This window comes from Bradyrhizobium sp. USDA 3240, from assembly GCF_054063295.1.
The window spans coordinates 1,078,211-1,097,978 of record NZ_JBSSGD010000002.1 but is presented as its reverse complement, the minus strand read 5'-3'; the positions used below and the strand labels follow the sequence as shown (position 1 = coordinate 1,097,978).

The 19,768-nt window shown below is 64.4% G+C and carries 18 protein-coding genes and 1 pseudogene; 9 read left to right on the top strand and 10 right to left on the bottom strand.

Features of this window, described 5'->3' with window-relative positions; genetic code table 11:
• The first annotated feature begins 158 nt into the window (after window positions 1–158).
• Window positions 159–1,358: a TrmJ/YjtD family RNA methyltransferase gene (locus ACVIGA_RS05905; RefSeq protein ID WP_456665645.1), complete on the top strand. Its 1,200-nt coding sequence runs from the start codon at window positions 159–161 to the stop codon at window positions 1,356–1,358.
• A gap of 534 nt (window positions 1,359–1,892) precedes the next feature.
• On the opposite strand, the gene ACVIGA_RS05900 is transcribed toward ACVIGA_RS05905, so the two are convergent.
• From ACVIGA_RS05900 to ACVIGA_RS05875, 6 genes are all read right to left on the bottom strand, one after another.
• Window positions 1,893–2,282, bottom strand: coding sequence for a DUF1330 domain-containing protein (locus ACVIGA_RS05900; protein WP_456665644.1), 390 nt, complete (start codon window positions 2,280–2,282; stop codon window positions 1,893–1,895).
• Between the two features lie 181 nt (window positions 2,283–2,463).
• Window positions 2,464–2,658, bottom strand: a complete 195-nt coding sequence (locus tag ACVIGA_RS05895) for a hypothetical protein (RefSeq protein ID WP_456665643.1) — start codon at window positions 2,656–2,658, stop codon at window positions 2,464–2,466.
• Between the two features lie 96 nt (window positions 2,659–2,754).
• Complete coding sequence (locus tag ACVIGA_RS05890; RefSeq protein WP_456665642.1) at window positions 2,755–3,525, bottom strand: SDR family NAD(P)-dependent oxidoreductase; 771 nt, start codon at window positions 3,523–3,525, stop codon at window positions 2,755–2,757.
• Between the two features lie 100 nt (window positions 3,526–3,625).
• A complete protein-coding gene (locus ACVIGA_RS05885) occupies window positions 3,626–5,290 on the bottom strand; it encodes a thiamine pyrophosphate-binding protein (protein ID WP_456665641.1) in 1,665 nt (554 codons plus the stop codon).
• A 118-nt stretch (window positions 5,291–5,408) separates the two neighbouring features.
• Entirely contained in the window at window positions 5,409–6,635 is a 1,227-nt protein-coding gene (locus ACVIGA_RS05880; RefSeq protein WP_456665640.1) for an ABC transporter substrate-binding protein, read from the bottom strand.
• A 241-nt stretch (window positions 6,636–6,876) separates the two neighbouring features.
• Entirely contained in the window at window positions 6,877–7,338 is a 462-nt protein-coding gene (locus ACVIGA_RS05875) for a PACE efflux transporter (RefSeq protein ID WP_456665639.1), read from the bottom strand.
• A gap of 149 nt (window positions 7,339–7,487) precedes the next feature.
• Between ACVIGA_RS05875 and ACVIGA_RS05870 the strand changes: the two genes are divergently transcribed.
• From ACVIGA_RS05870 to ACVIGA_RS05860, 3 genes are all read left to right on the top strand, one after another.
• The gene (locus ACVIGA_RS05870; RefSeq protein WP_456665638.1) at window positions 7,488–8,378 is read left to right on the top strand and encodes a LysR family transcriptional regulator; all 891 of its coding nucleotides are present in this window, start codon (window positions 7,488–7,490) and stop codon (window positions 8,376–8,378) included.
• A 103-nt stretch (window positions 8,379–8,481) separates the two neighbouring features.
• Window positions 8,482–9,210, top strand: coding sequence for an SDR family oxidoreductase (locus tag ACVIGA_RS05865; RefSeq protein ID WP_456665637.1), 729 nt, complete (start codon window positions 8,482–8,484; stop codon window positions 9,208–9,210).
• A 104-nt stretch (window positions 9,211–9,314) separates the two neighbouring features.
• Window positions 9,315–10,598 (top strand): tetratricopeptide repeat protein, encoded by a 1,284-nt coding sequence (locus ACVIGA_RS05860; protein ID WP_456665636.1) that lies wholly within the window; start codon window positions 9,315–9,317, stop codon window positions 10,596–10,598.
• A gap of 45 nt (window positions 10,599–10,643) precedes the next feature.
• On the opposite strand, the gene ACVIGA_RS05855 is transcribed toward ACVIGA_RS05860, so the two are convergent.
• Entirely contained in the window at window positions 10,644–11,861 is a 1,218-nt protein-coding gene (locus ACVIGA_RS05855; protein WP_456665635.1) for a diguanylate cyclase, read from the bottom strand.
• A gap of 345 nt (window positions 11,862–12,206) precedes the next feature.
• Here ACVIGA_RS05855 and ACVIGA_RS05850 point away from each other — a divergent pair, with 345 nt between their 5' ends.
• Window positions 12,207–13,055, top strand: coding sequence for an aminoglycoside N(3)-acetyltransferase (locus ACVIGA_RS05850; RefSeq protein ID WP_456665634.1), 849 nt, complete (start codon window positions 12,207–12,209; stop codon window positions 13,053–13,055).
• A 16-nt stretch (window positions 13,056–13,071) separates the two neighbouring features.
• Here the strand turns inward: ACVIGA_RS05850 and ACVIGA_RS05845 are convergent, their stop codons facing one another.
• Window positions 13,072–13,731 (bottom strand): TetR/AcrR family transcriptional regulator, encoded by a 660-nt coding sequence (locus ACVIGA_RS05845; protein WP_375781187.1) that lies wholly within the window; start codon window positions 13,729–13,731, stop codon window positions 13,072–13,074.
• Window positions 13,732–13,998: 267 nt separating this feature from the next.
• Here ACVIGA_RS05845 and ACVIGA_RS05840 point away from each other — a divergent pair, with 267 nt between their 5' ends.
• The 4 genes and pseudogenes from ACVIGA_RS05840 (at window position 13,999) to cynS (ending at window position 17,217) form a co-directional block, all read left to right on the top strand.
• Entirely contained in the window at window positions 13,999–14,541 is a 543-nt protein-coding gene (locus ACVIGA_RS05840) for an OsmC family protein (protein ID WP_298374753.1), read from the top strand.
• Between the two features lie 35 nt (window positions 14,542–14,576).
• Window positions 14,577–15,704: pseudogene (locus ACVIGA_RS05835) on the top strand (acyl-CoA dehydrogenase family protein).
• Window positions 15,705–15,750: 46 nt separating this feature from the next.
• Entirely contained in the window at window positions 15,751–16,629 is an 879-nt protein-coding gene (locus ACVIGA_RS05830) for a sulfurtransferase (protein WP_456665633.1), read from the top strand.
• A gap of 99 nt (window positions 16,630–16,728) precedes the next feature.
• Entirely contained in the window at window positions 16,729–17,217 is a 489-nt protein-coding gene (gene cynS, locus ACVIGA_RS05825; RefSeq protein WP_050629156.1) for a cyanase, read from the top strand.
• Between the two features lie 59 nt (window positions 17,218–17,276).
• Here the strand turns inward: cynS and purB are convergent, their stop codons facing one another.
• Window positions 17,277–18,707 carry an adenylosuccinate lyase gene (purB, locus tag ACVIGA_RS05820; protein ID WP_456665632.1) on the bottom strand — a complete coding sequence of 477 codons (1,431 nt, stop codon included), beginning with the start codon at window positions 18,705–18,707 and terminating at the stop codon, window positions 17,277–17,279.
• A gap of 186 nt (window positions 18,708–18,893) precedes the next feature.
• The gene (locus ACVIGA_RS05815; RefSeq protein ID WP_456665631.1) at window positions 18,894–19,721 is read right to left on the bottom strand and encodes an isocitrate lyase/PEP mutase family protein; all 828 of its coding nucleotides are present in this window, start codon (window positions 19,719–19,721) and stop codon (window positions 18,894–18,896) included.
• Between the last annotated feature and the right edge of the window lie 47 nt (window positions 19,722–19,768).

Genomic DNA, 19,768 nt, shown 5'->3' with positions numbered 1-19,768 from the left:
GATTCGCAAACGCCGCTAACCCTGTTATCTCCTTGGAGAAAATGGTCCCGCGCAAAACCGGTGCAAAGCTGGTTGCGCCGCCCTGCATGAGAGTTTGAATCAGCCGCTTCGGAAGCTGATTCAAAATCTTCAGACGTTGAATCAGAAAGTGAAGTGAGATGTCCGGCACCGACAAGACCAAGGCAGGGCACGACCTTGCCGGTCCCGTCGTCATCCTGGTCGAGCCGCAGCTTGGCGAGAACATCGGCATGGCCGCGCGCGCGATGGGCAACTTCGCGCTGACCCGGATGCGCATCGTCAATCCGCGTGACGGCTGGCCGAACGTCGCCGCGCAACGCGCCGCCGCCGGCGCCGACCACATCATCGGTTCCGTCGAGTTGTTCGACACGGTCGAGCAGGCGATCGCCGATCTCACGCTGGTGTTTGCGACCACCGCGCGCGCCCACGATCAGGCCAAGCCGGTGGTCGGGCCCGAAGGCGCGGCGAACGAGATCGTCAGCCATGTCGCATCCGGCGGCGGGGCCGGCATCCTGTTCGGGCGGGAGCGCTCCGGCCTGACCAATGACGAGGTCGCGCTCGCCAACCGCATCATCACCTTTCCGGTCAATCCGGGCTTCGCCTCGCTCAACCTCGCCCAGGCGGTGCTGCTGATGGGGTACGAATGGTTCAAGCTCTCGACCGCGGGCGCGCTTCCCTTCGCGATGCCCGAGCGGTCCGAGCCGGCCTCTCAGCACCAGATGCAGGCGTTCTTCGACAACCTCGTCGCCGAGCTCGACAAGGTCGAGTTCCTGCGGCCGGCCGAGAAGCGCGACACTATGCTGGTGAACCTGCGCAACATCTTCACCCGGATGGACCCGACCAAGCAGGACATGCACACGCTGCACGGCGTGGTGATGGCGATCGCCGAGGGCCGCAAGGGCCCGGCCAAGGGCGGCGTGCTCGACGGCGCGCAGGCGACGCGTCTGCGGGCGCTGCTCGCCGAGCAGGGGCAGGGCGGTGCCGCCGCCGACAATTCCAGCACGGTGCGTGGACTCGCCCGGCTGCTCCGCCGCAACCCGACCGACGCCGAGCGGATCCTGTGGCAGGCGCTGACGCGGGACCGCCGCTTTGCCGGCCAGTTCAAGCGCCAGACCCCGGTCGGCCGCCACATCCCCGACTTCGTCTCGTTCGTGCACCGGCTCGCGATCGAGTTGGTCAATCCGAACGAGAGCGACGCCATCGGCACGGACCGCGCCAATCGCCGCGCCTGGCTCGAGGCGCGCGACTATCGGGTGGTCGACGTGCAGGCGGTCGATGTCGAGCGCGACCTCGACGGCGAGCTGGCGCGGCTGGAGGGGAGTTTGCAGCAGGAGCGGTGAGCTTTCGCCGGCTGAGAGTCTAATGGCGTCGAGATCGACCGCGGGCCTCTCCACACGTCGTCCTGGCGAAAGCCAGGACCCATAACCACCGCATTCGGTGATGAATGGGATCGCGGCCCCAGCGTCGCGCAACAATTGAGACTTGGGGCAATGGGTCCTGGCTTTCGCCAGGACGACACTGAATGTGGCATTGCCGACATCCTCAATCGTCGTCCCGGCGAAGGCCGAGACCCATACTCCGCGGCCGGTGTTGTGAACGGGACTCGCCGTTGCAGTATCGTTCAGCAATGAGCATCTGTGGTTATGGGTCCCTGCATTCGCAGGGACGACACCGAATGCGTTATGCGGTCCGCGAGTCACACATCTGTTCGAGTCTTGCTCTTCGTTCCGACCTCTCATTGAGCAGAGGGTGCAGGGAAAGCCGGGTGCCTTGCAACGGATCGGTCGATTGCGATCGGACCCGGCTAGACTTGGCACCATTTGAAAAGTAGCGGGGCTTCGGGCGGCGGGCCGGGCCCGCCGCCTTTCGCGTCGTCATTTCTGCTCGACGCCCTCGATTCCGATTGCACGGAAGCTGGCATATTTGTTGCCGACGTCTGCCTCGAGCTGGGTCTGCGTGGCACCGAACGCCTTTAGCGAGTCCATATCGGGAAACTGGATCAGCACCACGCGATTTGGTGGCGGCGCCCCGTTCATGGTGATCGTCTTGTTCAGACCGCCCGCGAGGTATTTGCCGCCGTGCTCCCTGATGTTGGCTTGCGCCTTCGGCAGAAAATCCTTTGCGTAGCCGTCCTGATCCCTGACATCGATTTCCGCAACCGAGTAAGCGGGTATCTTGGCCTGCGCGTACAGGACGCTGCCGGCGCCGACGCCCAGAACAAAGCTGGCGATTGCAGCCGTTGCAATCTTGGAAACAGACTTCATTGCCATTGTCCTCCCTCGTCGCGTGCGCGGACGCCGGGGCGCACGCTGCCCGGTTCGAAATCGGCAGCGCCACAGCAAGCGGGAAAACGCGTTCTTATCGCCGGCGATCTGTATGATTTCGTACCGTCATGCGTGATGCAGGACGTACAATCACAATCATCCTCAGTCAGGGCCGGATGGTTCAGCTTTCCACGACGAATGGCGAGGCACTAAAAAGGGATTGATCCAAATCCACGATGATACGGCTCTCGCCGTTCAACCGCGTAGGCAAGCCGCACTTGACGCGCAGGCGATCAAGCGTATCGCTCTCAATTCGCGTTTGGAAGATGCCAAACCCGGCCAAATCGTTTCCACAAATTTCCAGGCTCGCACTCACGCGTCATAGCCAGACAACGGGACGATTGCAGATACGGACTTGTTTCGCCCCGTCGCGGTCACGCCCCGACGGTTCCTGTCGCCTCTTTCGCAAAGCTCAGGCAGCGCTGTAGCCGCCGTCGACCACTTGCGATGCGCCCGTCATGAACGACGCCTTGTCCGAGCACATCCAGACCACGGCCTCGGCGATTTCCTCTGGTACCCCAAGGCGACGTGCGGGCACCTTGGCGATGATTTCGTCGTATCGTTCGTCCATCGTCTCCTTGGTCATCGGCGTCTTGATGTATCCGGGATTGACGCAATTCACGCGGATGCCGTCCTGGGCGTATTCGATCGCAGCGGACTTGGTCAGCCCGACGACGCCGTGCTTGGTCGCGACATAGTGCGCCGACGTGGCAAGGCCGACCAGCCCGGCGATCGAGGCGGTATTGACGATCGCGCCGCCGCCGCCCTGCTTGAGCATCTGCGCGACCTCGTACTTCAGGCACAGGAACACGCCCATCAGATTGACCGAAAACATCTTCGCCACCGAGGGCTGCGTGAGCTCATGGATGCGTTGGCCGGGCGGGCCGACGGAGCGCCCGGCCACGCCGGCATTGTTGAACGCGCAATCGATGCGCCCGAACGCCGATACCGTGCGGGCCACCATGTTGGCGACATCGGCCTCGTCGGTGACGTCGCCCTGGATCGCAATCGACTGGCCGCCTGCGGCGTTGATGAGCGCGACCGTCTGTTCGATGCCGTCCTTTGACAGGTCGGACACCGCGACGCGCGCGCCTTCGCGCGCCATGGCAATCGCCGTTGCCCGGCCAATGCCGGAGCCGCCGCCCGTCACCAACGCAGCCTTGCCGTCCAGAATGCCTGCCATCAGAAGCTCCTCCAGCTTTTTATTTGAGCATGATCTCCGCGCAAACGCGTTCCGCGTTTGTCGCGAGGGAAAACCGCTGCGCACTTTTCCGGATCATGCTCTAGCGCTTGCCTTCGAGTGCGATCTCGACGAGGTACGGGCGCTGCGCCGCGACAGCGTTTGCGACTGCACCGGCGATGTCGTCCGCCTTTTCAACCCTGACCGCCTCGACGCCCATGCCGGCCGCGAGATGCACGAAGTCGAGCGCGGGGCCGGTGATGTCCATGTTCTGGTAGGGATGCTGGGTGCCGGCTTCGAAATTCTGCCGCCAGACGTCCACATTGTGCTTGAGGATGCGGTACTCGCGGTTCGCGAGCACCACGAACACGATCGCAAGCCTGTGGTGCGCGGCGGTCCACAGCGCCTGGATCGCGTACATCGCCGAGCCGTCGCCGGAGATCGCGACAACCGGACGGTCCGGCATTGCGACCTTGACGCCGATCGCGCCGGCAAGACCCTGGCCGATGCCGCCGCCACGTCCGCCGAAATAGTCGCCGAAGCCGCGATAGTCAAAGGCGCGGGCGAGATCGAGGCTCGCGGTGATGCTCTCATCGACGATGACCACATCATCGGGCAGGCCGCGGCGCAGTTCGGCGGTGGCGCGCGGCATCGAGCTCGGCTCGCGGTTCCAGCTCTTCTCGACGCGCGCGCGATAGGCTTCCTTCTCCTTCGCCTGCAGTTCGGCCAGCGCAGCATTGCGGTTTTGCGCAGCCTGCCTGAAGTCCGCGCTCGCCTTGGCGCGTAACGCGTCGGTCAATGCACTGATGCTGACCGCGATGTCGCCGACAATGCCGGCATCGAGCCGGTTGTTGAGCGCGAGACGCTCAGCCGAGGCCTCGATCTGGAGCACGGAGGCGCCGTGGGGAATGTGGCTATCAGGCGCAAACCAGATGTCCTCGAAGAAGGGACCGCCGACGAGCAGCACGAGATCGGTCTCGCCGAGTGCCTTGCGTACCTGCCGGGCGTCGCCGGGGAGCGACTGACGATAGCTCGGATGATGGGTCGGAAAGGGCGCGTGATGCCGCAACCCTTCGAACCACACGGTGGCACCGATCGTCTCTGTCAGTGCCACAAGTGCCTGCTCGCCGCCCGAGCGCGCCACGTCGTCGCCGGCGATGATGGCCGGATTCTTCGCCTTCAGCAGCAGCCCGACCAGAGCCTCGATGCCCGCCGGATCGGGGCGTGTCGATCGCCACAGATTGTCCGGTGTCGATGCATCGACCGCGGTCTCCTGTTCCAGGACGTCGATCGGGAGCGATACGAACACCGGCCCCTGCGGCGCATCGGTCGCCACCTTGAACGCGCGACGCATGATCGGTGCGATCTCGTCGGCGCGCTCGATCTGAACGCTCCACTTCGTCACCGGTGCTGCCATCGCAACGAGGTCGTGGCCGAGCAGCGGATTGTTGAGCCGCATGCGCGTGTCCTGCTGACCCGCGGTCACGACCACGGGCGAATTTGCTTTCAGCGCGCCGTAGAGCGAGCCGATGCCGTTGCCAAGGCCCGGAGCGACGTGCAAATTGGCGACGGTGACGCGTCCCGATGCCTGCGCATAGAAGCTGGCGGCGCTGACGGCGACGCCTTCGTGCAGCGCCATGATGTATTCGAGTTGCGGGAATGCCGGCAGGCTGTCGAGCAGCGGTGTTTCCGTCGTGCCGGGATTGCCGAAGATGTGACGCACGCCGTGCGACACGAAGGATTCCATCAGCACACGGCGTCCACGCATTCACTTCCTCCCGGTCGTTTCTGATCCGTTTTGCGCATCATCGGCCGATGAGCGGCCGATGGCAACTGCGACACGGTTTGCGTACGCCGCGCTGTCTTTCACGGAGCGCCGTGGACGATCACGCTTTTGAAATGCCGCCGTCGATCACGGGACCCAGCGGCTCGTAACGTTCGCCGCTGAAGCGCGTCAGTTGCAGTTGCTCGAGCGGATAATAGTCGGTCGGCGAGGTGTTGATCTTGATGCCCGGCAGCAGCATGTCGGATTCGACATCCTTCAAATTCGCCGCCTGCTTGATGATGTTTTCCGACGAGACGTCGTCGCCGCACTGCTTGAGCACCTGAACCAGAATCTGGCTGGTGAGATAGCCGGTGACCGCGTAGATGTCGTTCCTGGCCGCGGCCGGATCGTATTTGTCGAGGAAGCCGCGCCATTTTTGAATCGCGGGATCGCTGTCCCAGGCGGCATCGACGGGATCCTTCAAATAGGCGCTGGAGATGATGCCCTTGGACACATCGAAGCCTGCGGCCTTCAGGGTCGAGCCGGCGGAGGAAGCGTTGTTGCCGATGTAATGCGCCGGCTGCCAGCCGAGCTCGGCGATCTTCTTGATGCCTTGCGCGGCGAATTTCGGCGTGGTCATGCTCATGAACACGTTGGCGCCGGCGGATTTGCAGCGGACCACCTGACTGTCGATGGTAGGATCCGCGGTCTCATAGGACAACTCCGCCACGATTGCGGAGGTCTTGCCGCCAAGTCCGTCCTTGAAACCCTTCAGCACGTCGCGTCCGAAATCGTCGTTCTGGTAGACGATGCCGATCTTGGGATCGTTCTGAGTCGACAGGACATGCTGCGCGAAGGCCCGGCCCTCGATCTGGTAGCAGGGCTGGAAACCCATGGTGTAGGGGAAGTTCTTGTAGTCGCCGAACTTGGTGGCGCCCGAGGCGATGAAGAGGTGCGGGACCTTCTTCTGGTTCATGTATTTCATGATCGCCGCATTGGTCGGCGCACCGAGCGGCGCAAACAGCACGTCGATCTCGTCGCCTTCGACCAGCTTGCGCGCCTGCTCGACGGTCTTGGCCGGGCTGTAGGCGTCGTCATAGGTGATGTACTTGATCATGCGGCCGTCGATGCCGCCTTGCTCGTTGATCATCTTGAAATAGCCGCCGGGCGTGCGGCCGATCGACGAATAGACCGCAGCCGGTCCCGAATAGGCGTCGATGTTGCCGATCACGATCTCGGTCTTGCCTTTGGCAATGGCGGGCTTGCCGAGCAGCAGCGTGGCTGACGTGGCAGCCGTGCCCTTGATAAGATCACGGCGAGTGAGCTGGGGTGAACGGTTCCTTGGCATTGTAGTCCTCCGCTTCTTCTTGTTGGCCGTTTTGGCATTGTTGGCCGTTTGGCAGCCTCTGACGGGCATGTCGGCTTCAAGCATTGTACCGCGCTCGAGCCGGATCAAGCCAGTGTATGAGCTCAGCCCGGCGGAACTTGTGCGCAGTCGCTACCATCAGGAATATTGGAGTGGTGTCAGGGTCCGGCGCGGCGCGACAGATCACATGATCCGAAGCGCCGCGCCGAGTACCGAGGGCCGATCAGGCCGGCAGGGCCCGGCTTGCCGTGCGACCGTGCGGGCGGAGCTCGCGCACCGGAAACACGCGGTCGTAAGCGATGTTGAAGACGAACGCGTAGACCAGATAGAACGCGACGATCGAGATATCCATCATCAGCGCGGCCCACAGCGAGATGCCGAGATACCAGGCGACGAACGGAATCAGCAGCACGATCAGGCCGGCCTCGAACAGCATCGCGTGCGCGACGCGGATCGGCATCGTCTTGGCGACACGGCCGGTGACGCGGACCAGCGCGTGGTCGAAGCCGAGATTGAACAGCAAGTTCCAGATCGTCGCCACCGTCGCCGAGACGACGCCGATGACGCCCATATGGGCGACCGGCTGATTGAACAGCCAGGCGGCTGCCGGCGTGAAGATGGCGATACCGATCAGTTCGAACAGGACTGCGTGCCTGATCCGGTCGGAGAAGGAACGCATAGACATTTTGAAACCCTTTCTTGATTCTTGTTTTGACGCGTTTTCTTCACGCGAACCGGTATCCACTTCGCTTGAAAACGCTCTTGTCGTTGTGACCGGGTTTCTATCTGATATTGTGGGATTAGAAAGTTAGGTAATATCTGGAAAAGAGATAGATGGCCGTTTCCATGGACCAGCTCGAATCCTTCGTGGCGGCGGCCGAGCAGGGCTCGTTCTCCGGTGCGGCGCGGCTGCTGAAGAAAGCGCAATCGGCCGTCAGCACCCACGTCGCCAATCTGGAGACGGACCTCGGGATTGCGCTGTTCGATCGGACCGGGCGCAACCCGGTGCTGACCGAAGCCGGTGTGCGGCTGTTGCCGGAAGCAAGATTGATCCTCGATCGCCGCGAACACCTGATCGGTGTCGCCAGCAGTTTCGAGGCGCATGTCGAGAAGCGGCTGGTGGCGGCGATCGACGAGCTCTATCCGGAGAGCGCGGTCGGCGAGCTGTTTGCGGAATTCGCCAAGCGCTTTCCCCATGTCGAAGTGGAGCTGCTGTTTCCGATCATGGAGGACGTCAGCCGTCTCGTGCTCGACGGCAAGGCCGATGTGGGCGTGATGTGGCGGCAGGAGCATCTGCCGCCCGAACTCGGCTTCAAGACCATCGGCTGGGTGCCGCTGCAGCTCGTGTGCGGCAAGAACCATCCGTTGGCGCATGGGCGGGTGGATTGGGAGGAGCTGAAGCGGCATCGCCAGATCATGGTCACGGTGCGCAACGAAGGCACCGAGCGGCACCGGCTGCGTGTCGCAGCCGAGGTGTGGTGGGTCGAGAGCCATTGGGTGATCCTGCAGATCCTCAAGCAGGGCGTCGGCTGGGCGCTGATCCCGGCGCACATCATGGCGAGTTCGCAGATTGCCGAGGAACTGGCAATTCCCGAGCTGGAATTTGACGAGGGCGCGCATCCCGTCGCGCTCGAAGTGGTCTGGCACAAGCAGCGGCCGGCCGGACCCGCGGCAAAATGGCTGCGTCGCCGTTTCGCAACGCGGCCGCCGATGCTTCGCATGTGACGGGACATGCGCGTCGGACAACGTCGCTGGCCGCATGGGAGCTGACATCGCGACCGCGATGTGTTTGCCATGTGTGCCGCACTGACCGGACAGGGTGGAGACGATGGCGAAGCAGTTGGAAGGCAAGGTCGCGGCCGTGACCGGCGCGGCGTCGGGCATTGGACTTGCGAGCAGCGAGGCGATGCTGGCCGCGGGCGCGCGCGTGGCGATGGTCGACCGTGACGCGGCCGCGCTGCAGGCGCTCGCCGGCAAGCACGGCGATGCGGTGATTCCGCTGGTCATCGACCTGCTCGATCCGAAGGCCTGCGCGACGCTTCTGCCAAGGATCCTCGAGAAGGCCGGCCAGCTCGACATCCTGCACGCCAATGCCGGGATCTATGTCGGCGGCGATCTCGTCGATGCCGATACCGGCGCGATCGACCGGATGCTGAACCTCAACGTCAATGTCGTGATGAAGAACGTCCACGACGTGCTGCCGCACATGATCGCGCGCGGGACCGGCGACATCATCGTGACGAGCTCGCTCGCCGCGCATTTCCCGACGCCGTGGGAGCCGGTCTATGCCTCGTCGAAATGGGCGATCAACTGCTTCGTCCAGACGGTGCGACGCCAGGTGTTCAAGCACGGCATTCGCGTCGGCTCGATCTCGCCCGGGCCCGTGATCAGCGCGCTGCTCGCGGACTGGCCGGCGGAGAAGCTGGAGGAAGCCAAGGCGGCGGGCAGCCTGCTGGAGGCGAGCGAGGTCGCCGAGGTCGTGATGTTCATGCTGACCCGGCCGCGCGGCATGACCATCCGCGACGTCGTGATGCTGCCGACGAATTTCGATCTGTAGGCAACATCGCGCCAATACCGTCGCCGGCGCGCCGTTGCGGCACAGGCAACGGAAGGTTGTGTTGCAGGCAGGGGCTTTGCTACTAGTCTCCCGGTGGGCGGGGGGTGGACAAAGTGACAGAACGGGCAAAACGTGCATTCGCCGCCAGGGCGATGATGATCGCGTTTGGCGTGCTGCTGGCGCCAATTCCGGCTGCACGTGCACAGCTTCTCCTGCCGGCCAAGTGCACCGTGGCCGGAAATATCAGCCTGGATGATCGCATCGCGGGTTGCACTGCCTTGATCGAGGCGATGTCGACCAATTTGCAAGGAGCGATCTCCGCACATTTTCGCCGCGCCGCGCTCTATCTTGATAAGGGCGACGTTGATCGGGCAATCGAGGACTACAATTACGTCATCGAGCGCGATCCGAACAATCTGATCGCCCTTTTCCGCAGGGCATGGGCGCGTAAACGGAAGGGCGAGGTCGATACAGCGCTTGCCGACTACGGTCGAGCCATAGAACTCGCTCCAAAAGACACTTACGCATACCTGGGACGGGCTGGCGCCTACCTGATCAAGCAGGATGTCGACAGCGCGATCGACGACTACGGCCGAGCCCTTCTAACCCATCCCGACAATGTGGCTGCGTATGTCGGCCGCGGGCGCGCCTACAATCTCAAGGGCGAGCCAGATCGGGCGATAGCTGACTGCAATCGTGCGATCGAGATCAGCCCGGAACGCGGGGCGGGGGTGGGCCTCATTTGCCGCGGACACGCTCACATCATCAAAGGCGACATCGAGCTCGCATTGGACGACTTCAATCAAGCTATCGGTTTCAGCCCAAAAAATCCCCTGCCTTATGTTGGCCGCGCCAGCATCCTTCGCGCTCGCGGCGACCTCGAACTCGGACTATCCAACATCAAACAGGCGATCGAGCTGACCCCGAACGATCCTCAACTTCATCGCTGGGCGGGGAGCGCTTACTTTCAAGGCGGGCTCCTGTCGGAAGCGCACGACGAGTTCGTCCGCGCCAGCGAGCTCGATCGGAAGGATGTTTACACACTGCTATGGCTCGATCTCGTGCGCCAGAAGACCGGCCAACCGAGCGGACTTGATGAAGCCTCCGGGCGGCTTGACCTGTCGAATTGGCCGGCGCCGATCGTTCGCTTGTTCCTCGGCGCCATAACGCTGGAGGATGTCGTGAAGGCCGCCGACGATGCCAATCCGGTCAAGATGAGAGGGCAGCTCTGCGAAGCGCATTTCTATGGTGGTGAGCTGGCGCTGGCGAAAGGTGCGACGGACGAGGCCGTGCGGCTGCTTCGCCTCGCCGTGGACGGATGCCCGAAGACCTACGTCGAATGGGCGCCAGCCCATGCCGAGTTGCGCAAGCTCGACACCAGACACTGACGACGTTTTGCCGATCGCTAGGCCGCGTTCCTGCCGGACGTCGCTTCAGGCGGCGCCGCGATCGAACGCCGGCGTGGGGTCCTTTTGCGTCAGCCGGCGCAGCGCCGCGACGTTGGTGGCGACGGACGCCAGGCGGCACTGCGCCTTGCCGTCGGATTTGGCCTCGTACAGCGCGGCATCGGCAACGGCCAAAAGCTCCTCGGCCTCAGTGCCGTGCTCGGGCGAGACAGCGACGCCGACACTGACGCCGACCTTTGCGAAGATGCCGTCGGCCAGCCGGTAGGGCATCGTGACGGCCTGGATGATGCGCTGGCCGATCCCGAGTGCCTGCTCGGCGGTGACGCCGTTCGCCAGCACCACGAATTCATCGCCGCCGAGCCGCGCGATCACCGCGGTCTCGGGCAGAGTGCGCCGAAGCCGCTCGGCGGCCAGCATCAGCACCTGGTCGCCGGCCGCATGGCCATAGGTGTCGTTGATCGGCTTGAAATTGTCGAGGTCGAGGAACAGCAGCGCGAACGGCCTGTCGTGTCCGGCCGGAGCCGCGAGCTTCGTGTTCAGCGCGGCGACGAAGCCGGCGCGATTGCGCAGTCCGGTCAGGGTGTCGTGATGGGCAAGATGGCCGTTCTCGCGCTCGGCGCGCATGGTTGCGATCAGCATCTTGTTGAGGCGGAAGGCCGCGACCGTCATCGCCGCGAGATACATCGGCACCTGCAGGAACACGATGAACAGCAGCGGCTCGCCGGCCAGCGCCGCGCCGGGCACGATCGGGCCGAGGCTGAGCAAGATCATGGCGCCGGCAAGGCGCGGGGCGCTGAAGTTGCGGAAGCAGATGCCGCCGACCATCGCCGCCGCCGACAGCGAGGCCAGCATTGCAACCACCCAGTCGCCGCTTGCAAGGCTGATCAGCATGCCGAAGCCGACGCTGGCGCTCCAGGCGACCGCGAGGACGAGGTGCAGATCGGTCGGCGTCGGCCGCCCCTCGCGTGCCGCGCGATGCGCTGCCACGAGCACCGCAAGTCGCGAGAGGCAGATGACGAGCTCGAGGATGACCCAGGTGATGAACGGCGCGGTCGGCTCGCGGATCGCAATCACGGCCGCGACGGCGACCGTATTGACCGCGCCGGCTGCGAACACCGGCAGCGAGCCATAGAGATCGCCGATCAATGCCGCGCGGATGTCATCGGGCACGCCCGGACCCGCATCGGCGAGCCAGCGCGTCACGCCCCAGCGCGGCTGGCTGTATCGTCCTTTTTCGGACTGCATTATTCTTGCCTCGTACTTTCACGGCGCAACTGACCCGGGCGGACCTAACAGGCGTTTAAGGCTGCGGCGGATCGCGCGGTGTGATTGACGACCGGTAAACCCGGCGGGCGATCGCACCGCCGAATACCGATGCCGGAAGCTGCGATGCGGCCGATGGTCGCGACGTCCATTCGGCCGGCGGTTAATTTTCGGGCGGCGGCGGCCGCGTGTTGCGCTGACACCGCGGTGATCCTATGAGTCGAGCCGGCAGACGCGACATCCCGCCTGCCGGGCACACAGCAACGGGTGCCGGCTATCTGCAATGCGTCTGGCGTCGCGGCGTTCGGCGGCCAGTTCAACCGGTTGATGGCCGGCATGACGCCGATACCGATTCAGATGACAGAACATAACCTCGTCGCTGCAAGCAGCGCGCCGCGAACCCGGGACAGCCTCATCTGTGATCTGCTTCGCCTCGGCGTGCAGCCGGGCGAGACACTGCTGGTTCATTGCGCCATGAGCAGGCTTGGTTGGGTTGCCGGCGGCTCGGAAGCCGTGGTGCGCGCGTTGCTCGGCGCGGTCACCGACGCCGGCACGCTGGTGATGCCCGCGCAATCATCGCAGCTTAGCGACCCGGCCAACTGGCGCGCGCCGGCCGTTCCGCAAGAATGGATCGAGACGATCCGTGCGAATTTGCCAGCCTTCGACCCGCGCACGACGCCGACCCGCGACATGGGCGCGGTCGCCGAGCTGTTCCGGACCTGGCCGGGCGCACACCGGAGCCTGCATCCGACCTGCTCGTTCACCGCGCTCGGACCCGAGGCGGAGAAGATCACCGCGCAGCAGCCGCTCAGTGCGCCGTTCGGTGACGAGGGGCCGCTCGGATATCTCTATCGATCGGCGGCGCGTGTCCTGCTGCTGGGTGCGGGCTTCGAAGCCTGCACCTCCTTCCACTTGGCCGAGCAGAGGGCGTGGCCGGGCTTGCCGCGCATCGCGGAAGGCTCGCCCATGGTCGTGGATGGTGAGCGCCGGTGGGTACGGTTCGACATCGCGGCAGTATATCCGGACGGCTTTCCCGAGATCGGCGAGCAATTGCTCCGGCAGGGGCTCGTTCGGAGCGGCAGCGTCGGCGCCGCCACCTGCCATCTGATGTCATTGCCGCGCATCGTCGATGCGGCCGCCGAGATCATGGCGGCGCAGCCATTTCCGTTCAAATGAAACGGGCGCGCGGCGCCTAGACCGCCACCAGTTCGTCCGCGCGGCCCGCGCGCTTCGCCTTCTTCAGCTTGGCCGGTGCGAACAGATTGCTTGCGGCGAGGCCCGCGGTGTCGGCGACCGTGGGGTCACATGACACCATGGCAGCGACAATGGCGCCGTCGATCAACAGCGCGAGCTGATGCGCGAGCACCGCCGGTTCGGTCGCGCCCATCTCGCCGGCGAGCTTCTCGATATGCGCCAGCACCACCTTCTTGTGCTTCAGCGCGATGTTGCGGAACTGCTTGGCGTCCTTGTCGTGCTCAGCGACCGCGTTGATGAACGGGCAGCCGTAGAAGCGTTCCTCGGCAAACCAGGTCTTGAGGGCAGGGAAGATCCGCGACAGCTTGGTCTGCGGATCGCCGCCGCCGGCCTCGATCGCGCCGATGAACCACTCACGCCACTGCTTGCCTTCGCTTTCCAGCACGGCATGCACGAGGTTGGTCTTCGAGCCGAACAATTTGTAGAGCGTGGTCTTGGCGGTTCCGGCTTCGTCGATGATCGCATCGATGCCGGTGGCGTTGATGCCGTTCTTGCAGAACAGATGCGTCGCCGCATTGAGCAGGCGCCCGCGCGCGGACTCGTCATCGCCGGCGGCGAACGCGGCGGCAGGTTTTTTCTTCGCAAGCGATTTGGCCATGCGCGGTAGTAAATCGGAGCGCGTCAAAATCATCAAGCCGCATCTTCACGGGGGCGGGCATGTGCGCCGTCCTGCGCTCAAAGTAATCGCGGCGGCGCGGCAGATGCACCGCGTTTGAGCAGCCGCGGCCTGATCAATCCGCGGGCAGGCAGAGCTAACCGCCTGCGCGATTTCAGCTTTTGATTCGGCGGAGGATTGGCACGCTTCGTGCAGGAAACAGACCGTTCGGTATCCTGACCAAATCCATCGCTCCCAGGGAGAAAACTGATGACCGCTGTCGCTCAAAAAACCGCACTGACCGGCTGCCTCGCGCCGATCGACAGAGGCGGGCTCGAGCAGCTGATTGCCAACGGCAAGGCCAACCCGAAGGTGATCAAGACCTTGAAGTGCAGAACGGTGGCCGAGGGCAAGTTCCGCCACGCCAACTATATCCGCAACCTCGCGCCCTACATCGTCGACGAGCCGCCGGGCCTGCTCGGCGACGACACCGCGCCCAATCCGTCGGAGGCCTCGCTCGCTGCGCTCGGCTCCTGCCTTGCGGTCGGCCTGCACGCCAACGCCGTGCATCGCGGCTGGATCGTCAACAAGCTCGAGCTGGAGCTCGAGGGCGATCTCAACATCACCGCGGTGTGGGGCACCGGCGACGTCAGCGAGAAGCCGGTCGGCTTCACCGATGTCCGCGTCAAGGTCGACATGGAATGCGAGGGCGTCGCGCAGAGCGAGATCGACGCGCTGGTGGCGCATGTGAAGAAGTGGTCGCCGGTCGCCAACACCTTCACCCGTCCCGTCAATCTCGAGGTCAGCGCGTAAGGCGCGACCGGCAATTCAAGGTGCGGAGACCAACCATGGGTTCACTGGCTTTATCGCGGGTCGCAGCTCAAGATCCCGCACCGACCATCACGGACGAGGTCGCGCGCCTCGCCCGTCAGGAGCTGGCACCGCTCGCATCCGCGATCGATGCCGGCTCGGTCTATCCCGGCGAATTCCTGCGCCGGCTCGGCAAGACCGGCGCGTGGAGCAGCCACGTGCCGCAGGAGGGCCCTGCCGACCTGCGCTGGGCGATCCAGTCGATGGCCGCGCTCGGCTAGGTCTGCGGCGCCACCGCCTTCATGGCGTGGTGCCAGAACACGCTGGTCTGGTACGTCGCCAATTCCACCAACGTGAAGCTCGCCGCGCGCTTCGGCAACTGCTTCTCCAGCGGGCGTGCGCTCGGCGGCACCGGGCTCTCCAACCCGATGAAGAGCTTCTTCGGCATCGAGCGGCTGAAGCTGAAAGGCCGCAAGGTCGATGGCGGTTACGTCGTGCGCGGCGCGCTGCCCTGGGTGTCCAATCTCGGCCCCGACCACTACTTCGGCACGATCTTCGAGCGCGAGGACGACGGCACCAACGGCGAGCCGGGCAGCACGGTCATGTTCCTTGCCGATTGCTCCGACCCAGCGATCACGCTGACGCCGTGCAAGCCGTTCCTGGCGATGGACGGCACCGGCACCTACAGCGTCCAGTTCCGCGACGTGTTCCTGCCTGACGAGCTGATCCTGGCCGAGCCGGCTGCGCCGTTCGTCAAGAAGGTCCGCGCCGGCTTCATCCTGCTGCAGACCGGCATGGGCCTCGGCCTGATGAGGGATTGCATCAACATCATGGACGAGGTCCATGCGCCGCTCGGTCACGTCAACCGCTATCTGCCGCAGCAGCCGGTGCAATTCCGCGAGCTCTATGCCGAGTTCGAGAAGGAGGCGATGACGCTGGCTAGCGATCCCTATAACGCCGACGACAGCTACTGGCGCCGCGTCGTCGCGCTCAGGCTGCGGATCGGCGATGCCAGTGTCGCGGTCGCGCATGCGGCGATGCTCCATTGCGGCGCGCGCGGCTATCTGATGAGCCATCGCGCACAGCGCAGACTGCGCGAAGCCTATTTCGTCGCCATCGTCACGCCCGCCACCAAGCAGCTGCGCAAGATGCTGGCTGACGGTTGAAGGAGTTTGGGACCACCACAACTGCAACCACAAACAGGAGAGAGCCATGACGGACGTTCTGATCACCGCCGGCGAACTTGCCGAGCTCGTCAAGAAAGAGCCGTGTGTCATCATCGACACCCGGAATCCGGATGCCTATGCGGAGGGCCATCTGCCCGGTGCCGTCAATGTGCATGACGTCTTCACGTTCCTCGCGACCTCGACGCCGGAGGGAATCCACGAGCTGAAGACCAAATTCGCCGACGCGTTCGGCGCCGCCGGTCTCTCCGGCAAGGAGACCGCCGTGATCTACGAGCAGTCGATGAATTCCGGCTTCGGCCAATCCTGTCGCGGCTACTACCTGCTCACGATGCTGGGTTATCCCAAGATCAAGGTGCTGCATGGTGGCTTCGATGCCTGGAAGGCCGCCGATCTCCCGGTCACCACCGACGTCGCGGTTCCGGCGAAGGCTTCCTTTGCGATCGTGCCGGAGGCCGGCGACATCATGATCGACGCCAAGGCGATGCTGGCCGCGGTCGGCAAGCCCGGCGTTGCGATCCTCGATGTGCGCGATGTCGACGAGTGGATCGGCGATAGCTCCTCGCCCTACGGCAAGGATTTCTGCCCGCGCAAGGGCCGCATCCCCGGCGCCGTCTGGCTGGAATGGTACCGGATGATGAAGCCGACCGGCGAAGGCCCGCGCTTCAAGTCTAAGGACGAGATCCTGGCGGAGTGCGCCACCGTCGGCATCTCGCAGACCACGCCGGTCTACCTCTACTGCTTCAAGGGGGCGCGCGCCTCGAACACCTTCCTGGCGCTGAAGAACGCCGGCGTGAAGGACGTGCGGATGTACTTCGGCTCCTGGAACGAGTGGTCGCGCGACCCGGCGCTGCCGATCGACGAGGGTCTGCCGACCGCTGCCGTTGTCACGGGCAAGGCGGCATAGAATCTGCATGTTTGGCGGCGTCCGGCGGCGTAAAATGCGGCCGGACGCCGATCAATGCCGGCGTCGGCACGGCGCGCCGATCCCCAAGGAGGAAGCCTCATGAAACGCGAAGACCTCACCGAAAAGCTGCTCGACATCAAGCGCGAGAAGGGCTGGAGCTGGAAGCATATCTGCGAGAAGATCGGCGGCTATTCCGAGGTCCTGATCGTGGGTGCGATCCTCGGCCAGATGAAGCTGACAAAACCGCAGGCGGCCAATGCCGGCGAGCTGTTCGGGTTGTCGAAGGCCGAGACCGCGATGCTCAACGAGGTGCCGATGCGCGGCACCGGCACGCCGATGCCGCCGACCGATCCGCTGATCTATCGCTTCTACGAGATGGTGATGGTCAACGGCCCAGCGTGGAAGGCGCTGATCGAGGAAGAATTCGGCGATGGCATCATGTCGGCGATCGACTTCGACATGGCGATGGAACGCGTCGCCAATCCGAAGGGCGACCGCGTCAAGATCACGATGTCAGGCAAGTTCCTGCCGTACAAATATTACGGCGCCAGCGGCAACGTGCCGGAATATGGCTTCAAGGAAGGCTGAGACGATAGCGCGAATGGCGAGTAGCGAACGGAATCGTTACTCGCCAATGGCAAATGACATTACAGGATCGTGCCCGGCGCGTAACTCGCCGCTTCGGGCTTGGCCTGGGCGAGCGCGTGGACTTGCTCGGCGAAGAAATCGACCTGGGCGCCGGCGTCGCCGGAGTTGGCGCGACCTTGCGCGAGCACGAGCTGCAATTCGGCCTCGCTGAGGCCAAGCCGTTGGTCGGCGGCGAGACGCTGCAGCAGATCGTTCTGCACGATCTTGCCGGTGCGAAGGTCGCCGATGGCGGCCACGGCGTGCTCCTTGATCGCCTCGTGGGCGCCTTCACGGCCGGCGCCCTTCTTGACCGCTTCCATCATCACCGTGGTGGTCAGCAGGAAGGGCAGATAGCGGTTGAGCTCGGTCGCGACGACGGCTTCGAACACCTCCATCTGATCGAGCACGGTGAGCAAGGTCTCAAGCAGGCCGTCGGTGGCGAGGAAGGCATCGGGCAGCATGACGCGGCGGACGACGGAGCAGGAGACGTCGCCCTCGTTCCATTGATCGCCGGCGAGGCCTGCGGCCATGGCGAGATAGCCCTTCAGGATCACATGCAGGCCATTGATGCGCTCGCAGGAGCGGCTGTTCATCTTGTGCGGCATGGCCGAGGACCCGACCTGGCCCTTGGCAAAACCTTCACTGGCGAGTTCGTGGCCCGCCATCAGGCGGATGGTCTTGGCGAAGTTTCCGGGACCGCTGGCGAGCTCGGTGAGCACGCTGACGGCACGGAAGTCGAGGCTGCGCGGATACACCTGGCCGACGGAGTCGAGCGCTTTCGGCAAGCCGAGGTGAACGAGGATGCGCTCCTCGAGCGCGCGCGCCTTGCCGGCATCGCCATTGAACAAGGTGATCTGGTCGAGACGGGTGCCCACTGCGCCCTTCAGGCCGCGCGCGGGGTAGGTCTGCAGCACGTTGACCAGGCTCTGATGCGCCAGCAGCATCTCTTCGCCTGACATGGCGATGCGCTTGCCGAGCGTCGTGACCTGCGCGGCCACGTTGTGGGTGCGCGCGGTGAACGGGATGTCACGCAATTGCTGCGCGCGCTTCGCAAACCGAATCAGCGCGGCGATGCTCTTGGTCTCGACCAGCTGCAACGCGCGGTAGACCTGCAACTGCTCGACGTTTTCCGTGAGGTCGCGGCTGGTCATGCCCTTGTGCAGGTGCTCGTGACCGGCCAGATCGCAGAACTCCTCGATGCGCGCCTTGACGTCGTGGCGGGTGACGCGCTCGCGCTGCATGATGGAGGCCAGGTTGATCTGGTCCTTGACGCGCTCGTAGCTTTCGATCACGCCGTCCGGAACCGGAATCCCGAGATCGCGCTGGCCCTTCAGCACGGCGATCCAGTAGTCGCGTTCGAGGCGAACCTTGCCCTCGCCACTCCAGATGGCGCGCATGGCGGGTGAGGCATAACGTTCAGCAAGAACGTTGGAAATGTGATCCTGGGACATGATCCCGCTCTCTTGGCATTGCCTGAGGCTGCCTGCAAGTCGCGACCTGTCATGAATCGTCAGGTCTGGTAGCGCCTTGGCCGGACTTGCGGTGTTGGCGCTACCATACCAGATCAGTGGATAGGCCGCCTCAGGCAAAGTCCCGGGGCGGCGCCGGCATTCCCTGGCGCTGGGCAGGCCCACGCGCTACGCGCCTTTCGCGGCAGCAAACGCCTCGCGCACCTCCTTCACCGGCGCCATGTCGCGGACGAAGCTGAACGCGCCCTGATCCTTCATCTCGCGGGCACAGCGCAGGAACGCGGCCAGCGCGTGACGCTCCATCGCGCCGCCGACGCTGATGCGCTTGACGCCGGCGGCGGACAGTTGCTCGACCGTCAGGGTCGGGTCGGCGAAGCCCATCACGAGGTTGAACGGCTTCTTGACCGACGACACCACGGTCCTGATGGTGTCGATGTCGTAGAGGCCCGGCGAATATAGCACGTCGGCGCCGGCGGCCTCGAACGCCTGCAGCCGCCTGATCGTGTCGTCGATATCCTTGCGACCCCAGAGGAAGTTCTCCGCGCGCGCCGTCAGCGTGAACGGGAAGGGCAGCGCCTGTGCCGCCTCGACGGCGGCCTGCACCCGCTCGACCGCCAGCGTGAAGTCGTAGATCGGACGCTCGCGATCGCCGGTCGAATCCTCGATCGAGCCGCCCACTGCGCCGGCTTCGGCGGCGAACCGGATCGCTTCGGCCGCGAGCTTCGGCATGTCGGCGCCGCAATTCTCCAGATCGGCATTGACGGGCAGGTCGGTGGCATCAGCGATCGCCCGGCAGTTCTCGATGATCTCGTCGAGGCCGACGGTTGCGCGGCCGAGTGTGTTGGCGAGCCCGAGGCTCGTGGTCGCAAGCGCCTCGAAACCCATCGCCGCGAGCAGCTTCGCCGTGCCGGCATCCCACGGGTTTGGAATGATGAAGGCGCCGGGCCGCTGATGCAGCTCGCGAAAGCGTGCTGCCTTGTCTGCCTGGGTGCGCATGTGAACTCCTGAGGGTTGAAAAAAGCGTCTGAAAGCAGCGATAGGGC

Excerpts from the sequence above, each read along its gene's own strand:
- ACVIGA_RS05905 (WP_456665645.1), top strand. The coding sequence starts at position 159 with ATGTCCGGCACCGACAAGACCAAGGCAGGGCACGACCTTGCCGGTCCC.
- ACVIGA_RS05900 (WP_456665644.1), bottom strand. The coding sequence starts at position 2,282 with ATGAAGTCTGTTTCCAAGATTGCAACGGCTGCAATCGCCAGCTTTGTT.
- ACVIGA_RS05890 (WP_456665642.1), bottom strand. The coding sequence starts at position 3,525 with ATGGCAGGCATTCTGGACGGCAAGGCTGCGTTGGTGACGGGCGGCGGC.
- ACVIGA_RS05885 (WP_456665641.1), bottom strand. The coding sequence starts at position 5,290 with ATGCGTGGACGCCGTGTGCTGATGGAATCCTTCGTGTCGCACGGCGTG.
- ACVIGA_RS05880 (WP_456665640.1), bottom strand. The coding sequence starts at position 6,635 with ATGCCAAGGAACCGTTCACCCCAGCTCACTCGCCGTGATCTTATCAAG.
- ACVIGA_RS05875 (WP_456665639.1), bottom strand. The coding sequence starts at position 7,338 with ATGTCTATGCGTTCCTTCTCCGACCGGATCAGGCACGCAGTCCTGTTC.
- ACVIGA_RS05870 (WP_456665638.1), top strand. The coding sequence starts at position 7,488 with ATGGCCGTTTCCATGGACCAGCTCGAATCCTTCGTGGCGGCGGCCGAG.
- ACVIGA_RS05865 (WP_456665637.1), top strand. The coding sequence starts at position 8,482 with ATGGCGAAGCAGTTGGAAGGCAAGGTCGCGGCCGTGACCGGCGCGGCG.
- ACVIGA_RS05855 (WP_456665635.1), bottom strand. The coding sequence starts at position 11,861 with ATGCAGTCCGAAAAAGGACGATACAGCCAGCCGCGCTGGGGCGTGACG.
- ACVIGA_RS05850 (WP_456665634.1), top strand. The coding sequence starts at position 12,207 with ATGGCCGGCATGACGCCGATACCGATTCAGATGACAGAACATAACCTC.
- ACVIGA_RS05845 (WP_375781187.1), bottom strand. The coding sequence starts at position 13,731 with ATGGCCAAATCGCTTGCGAAGAAAAAACCTGCCGCCGCGTTCGCCGCC.
- ACVIGA_RS05840 (WP_298374753.1), top strand. The coding sequence starts at position 13,999 with ATGACCGCTGTCGCTCAAAAAACCGCACTGACCGGCTGCCTCGCGCCG.
- ACVIGA_RS05830 (WP_456665633.1), top strand. The coding sequence starts at position 15,751 with ATGACGGACGTTCTGATCACCGCCGGCGAACTTGCCGAGCTCGTCAAG.
- cynS (WP_050629156.1), top strand. The coding sequence starts at position 16,729 with ATGAAACGCGAAGACCTCACCGAAAAGCTGCTCGACATCAAGCGCGAG.
- purB (WP_456665632.1), bottom strand. The coding sequence starts at position 18,707 with ATGTCCCAGGATCACATTTCCAACGTTCTTGCTGAACGTTATGCCTCA.
- ACVIGA_RS05815 (WP_456665631.1), bottom strand. The coding sequence starts at position 19,721 with ATGCGCACCCAGGCAGACAAGGCAGCACGCTTTCGCGAGCTGCATCAG.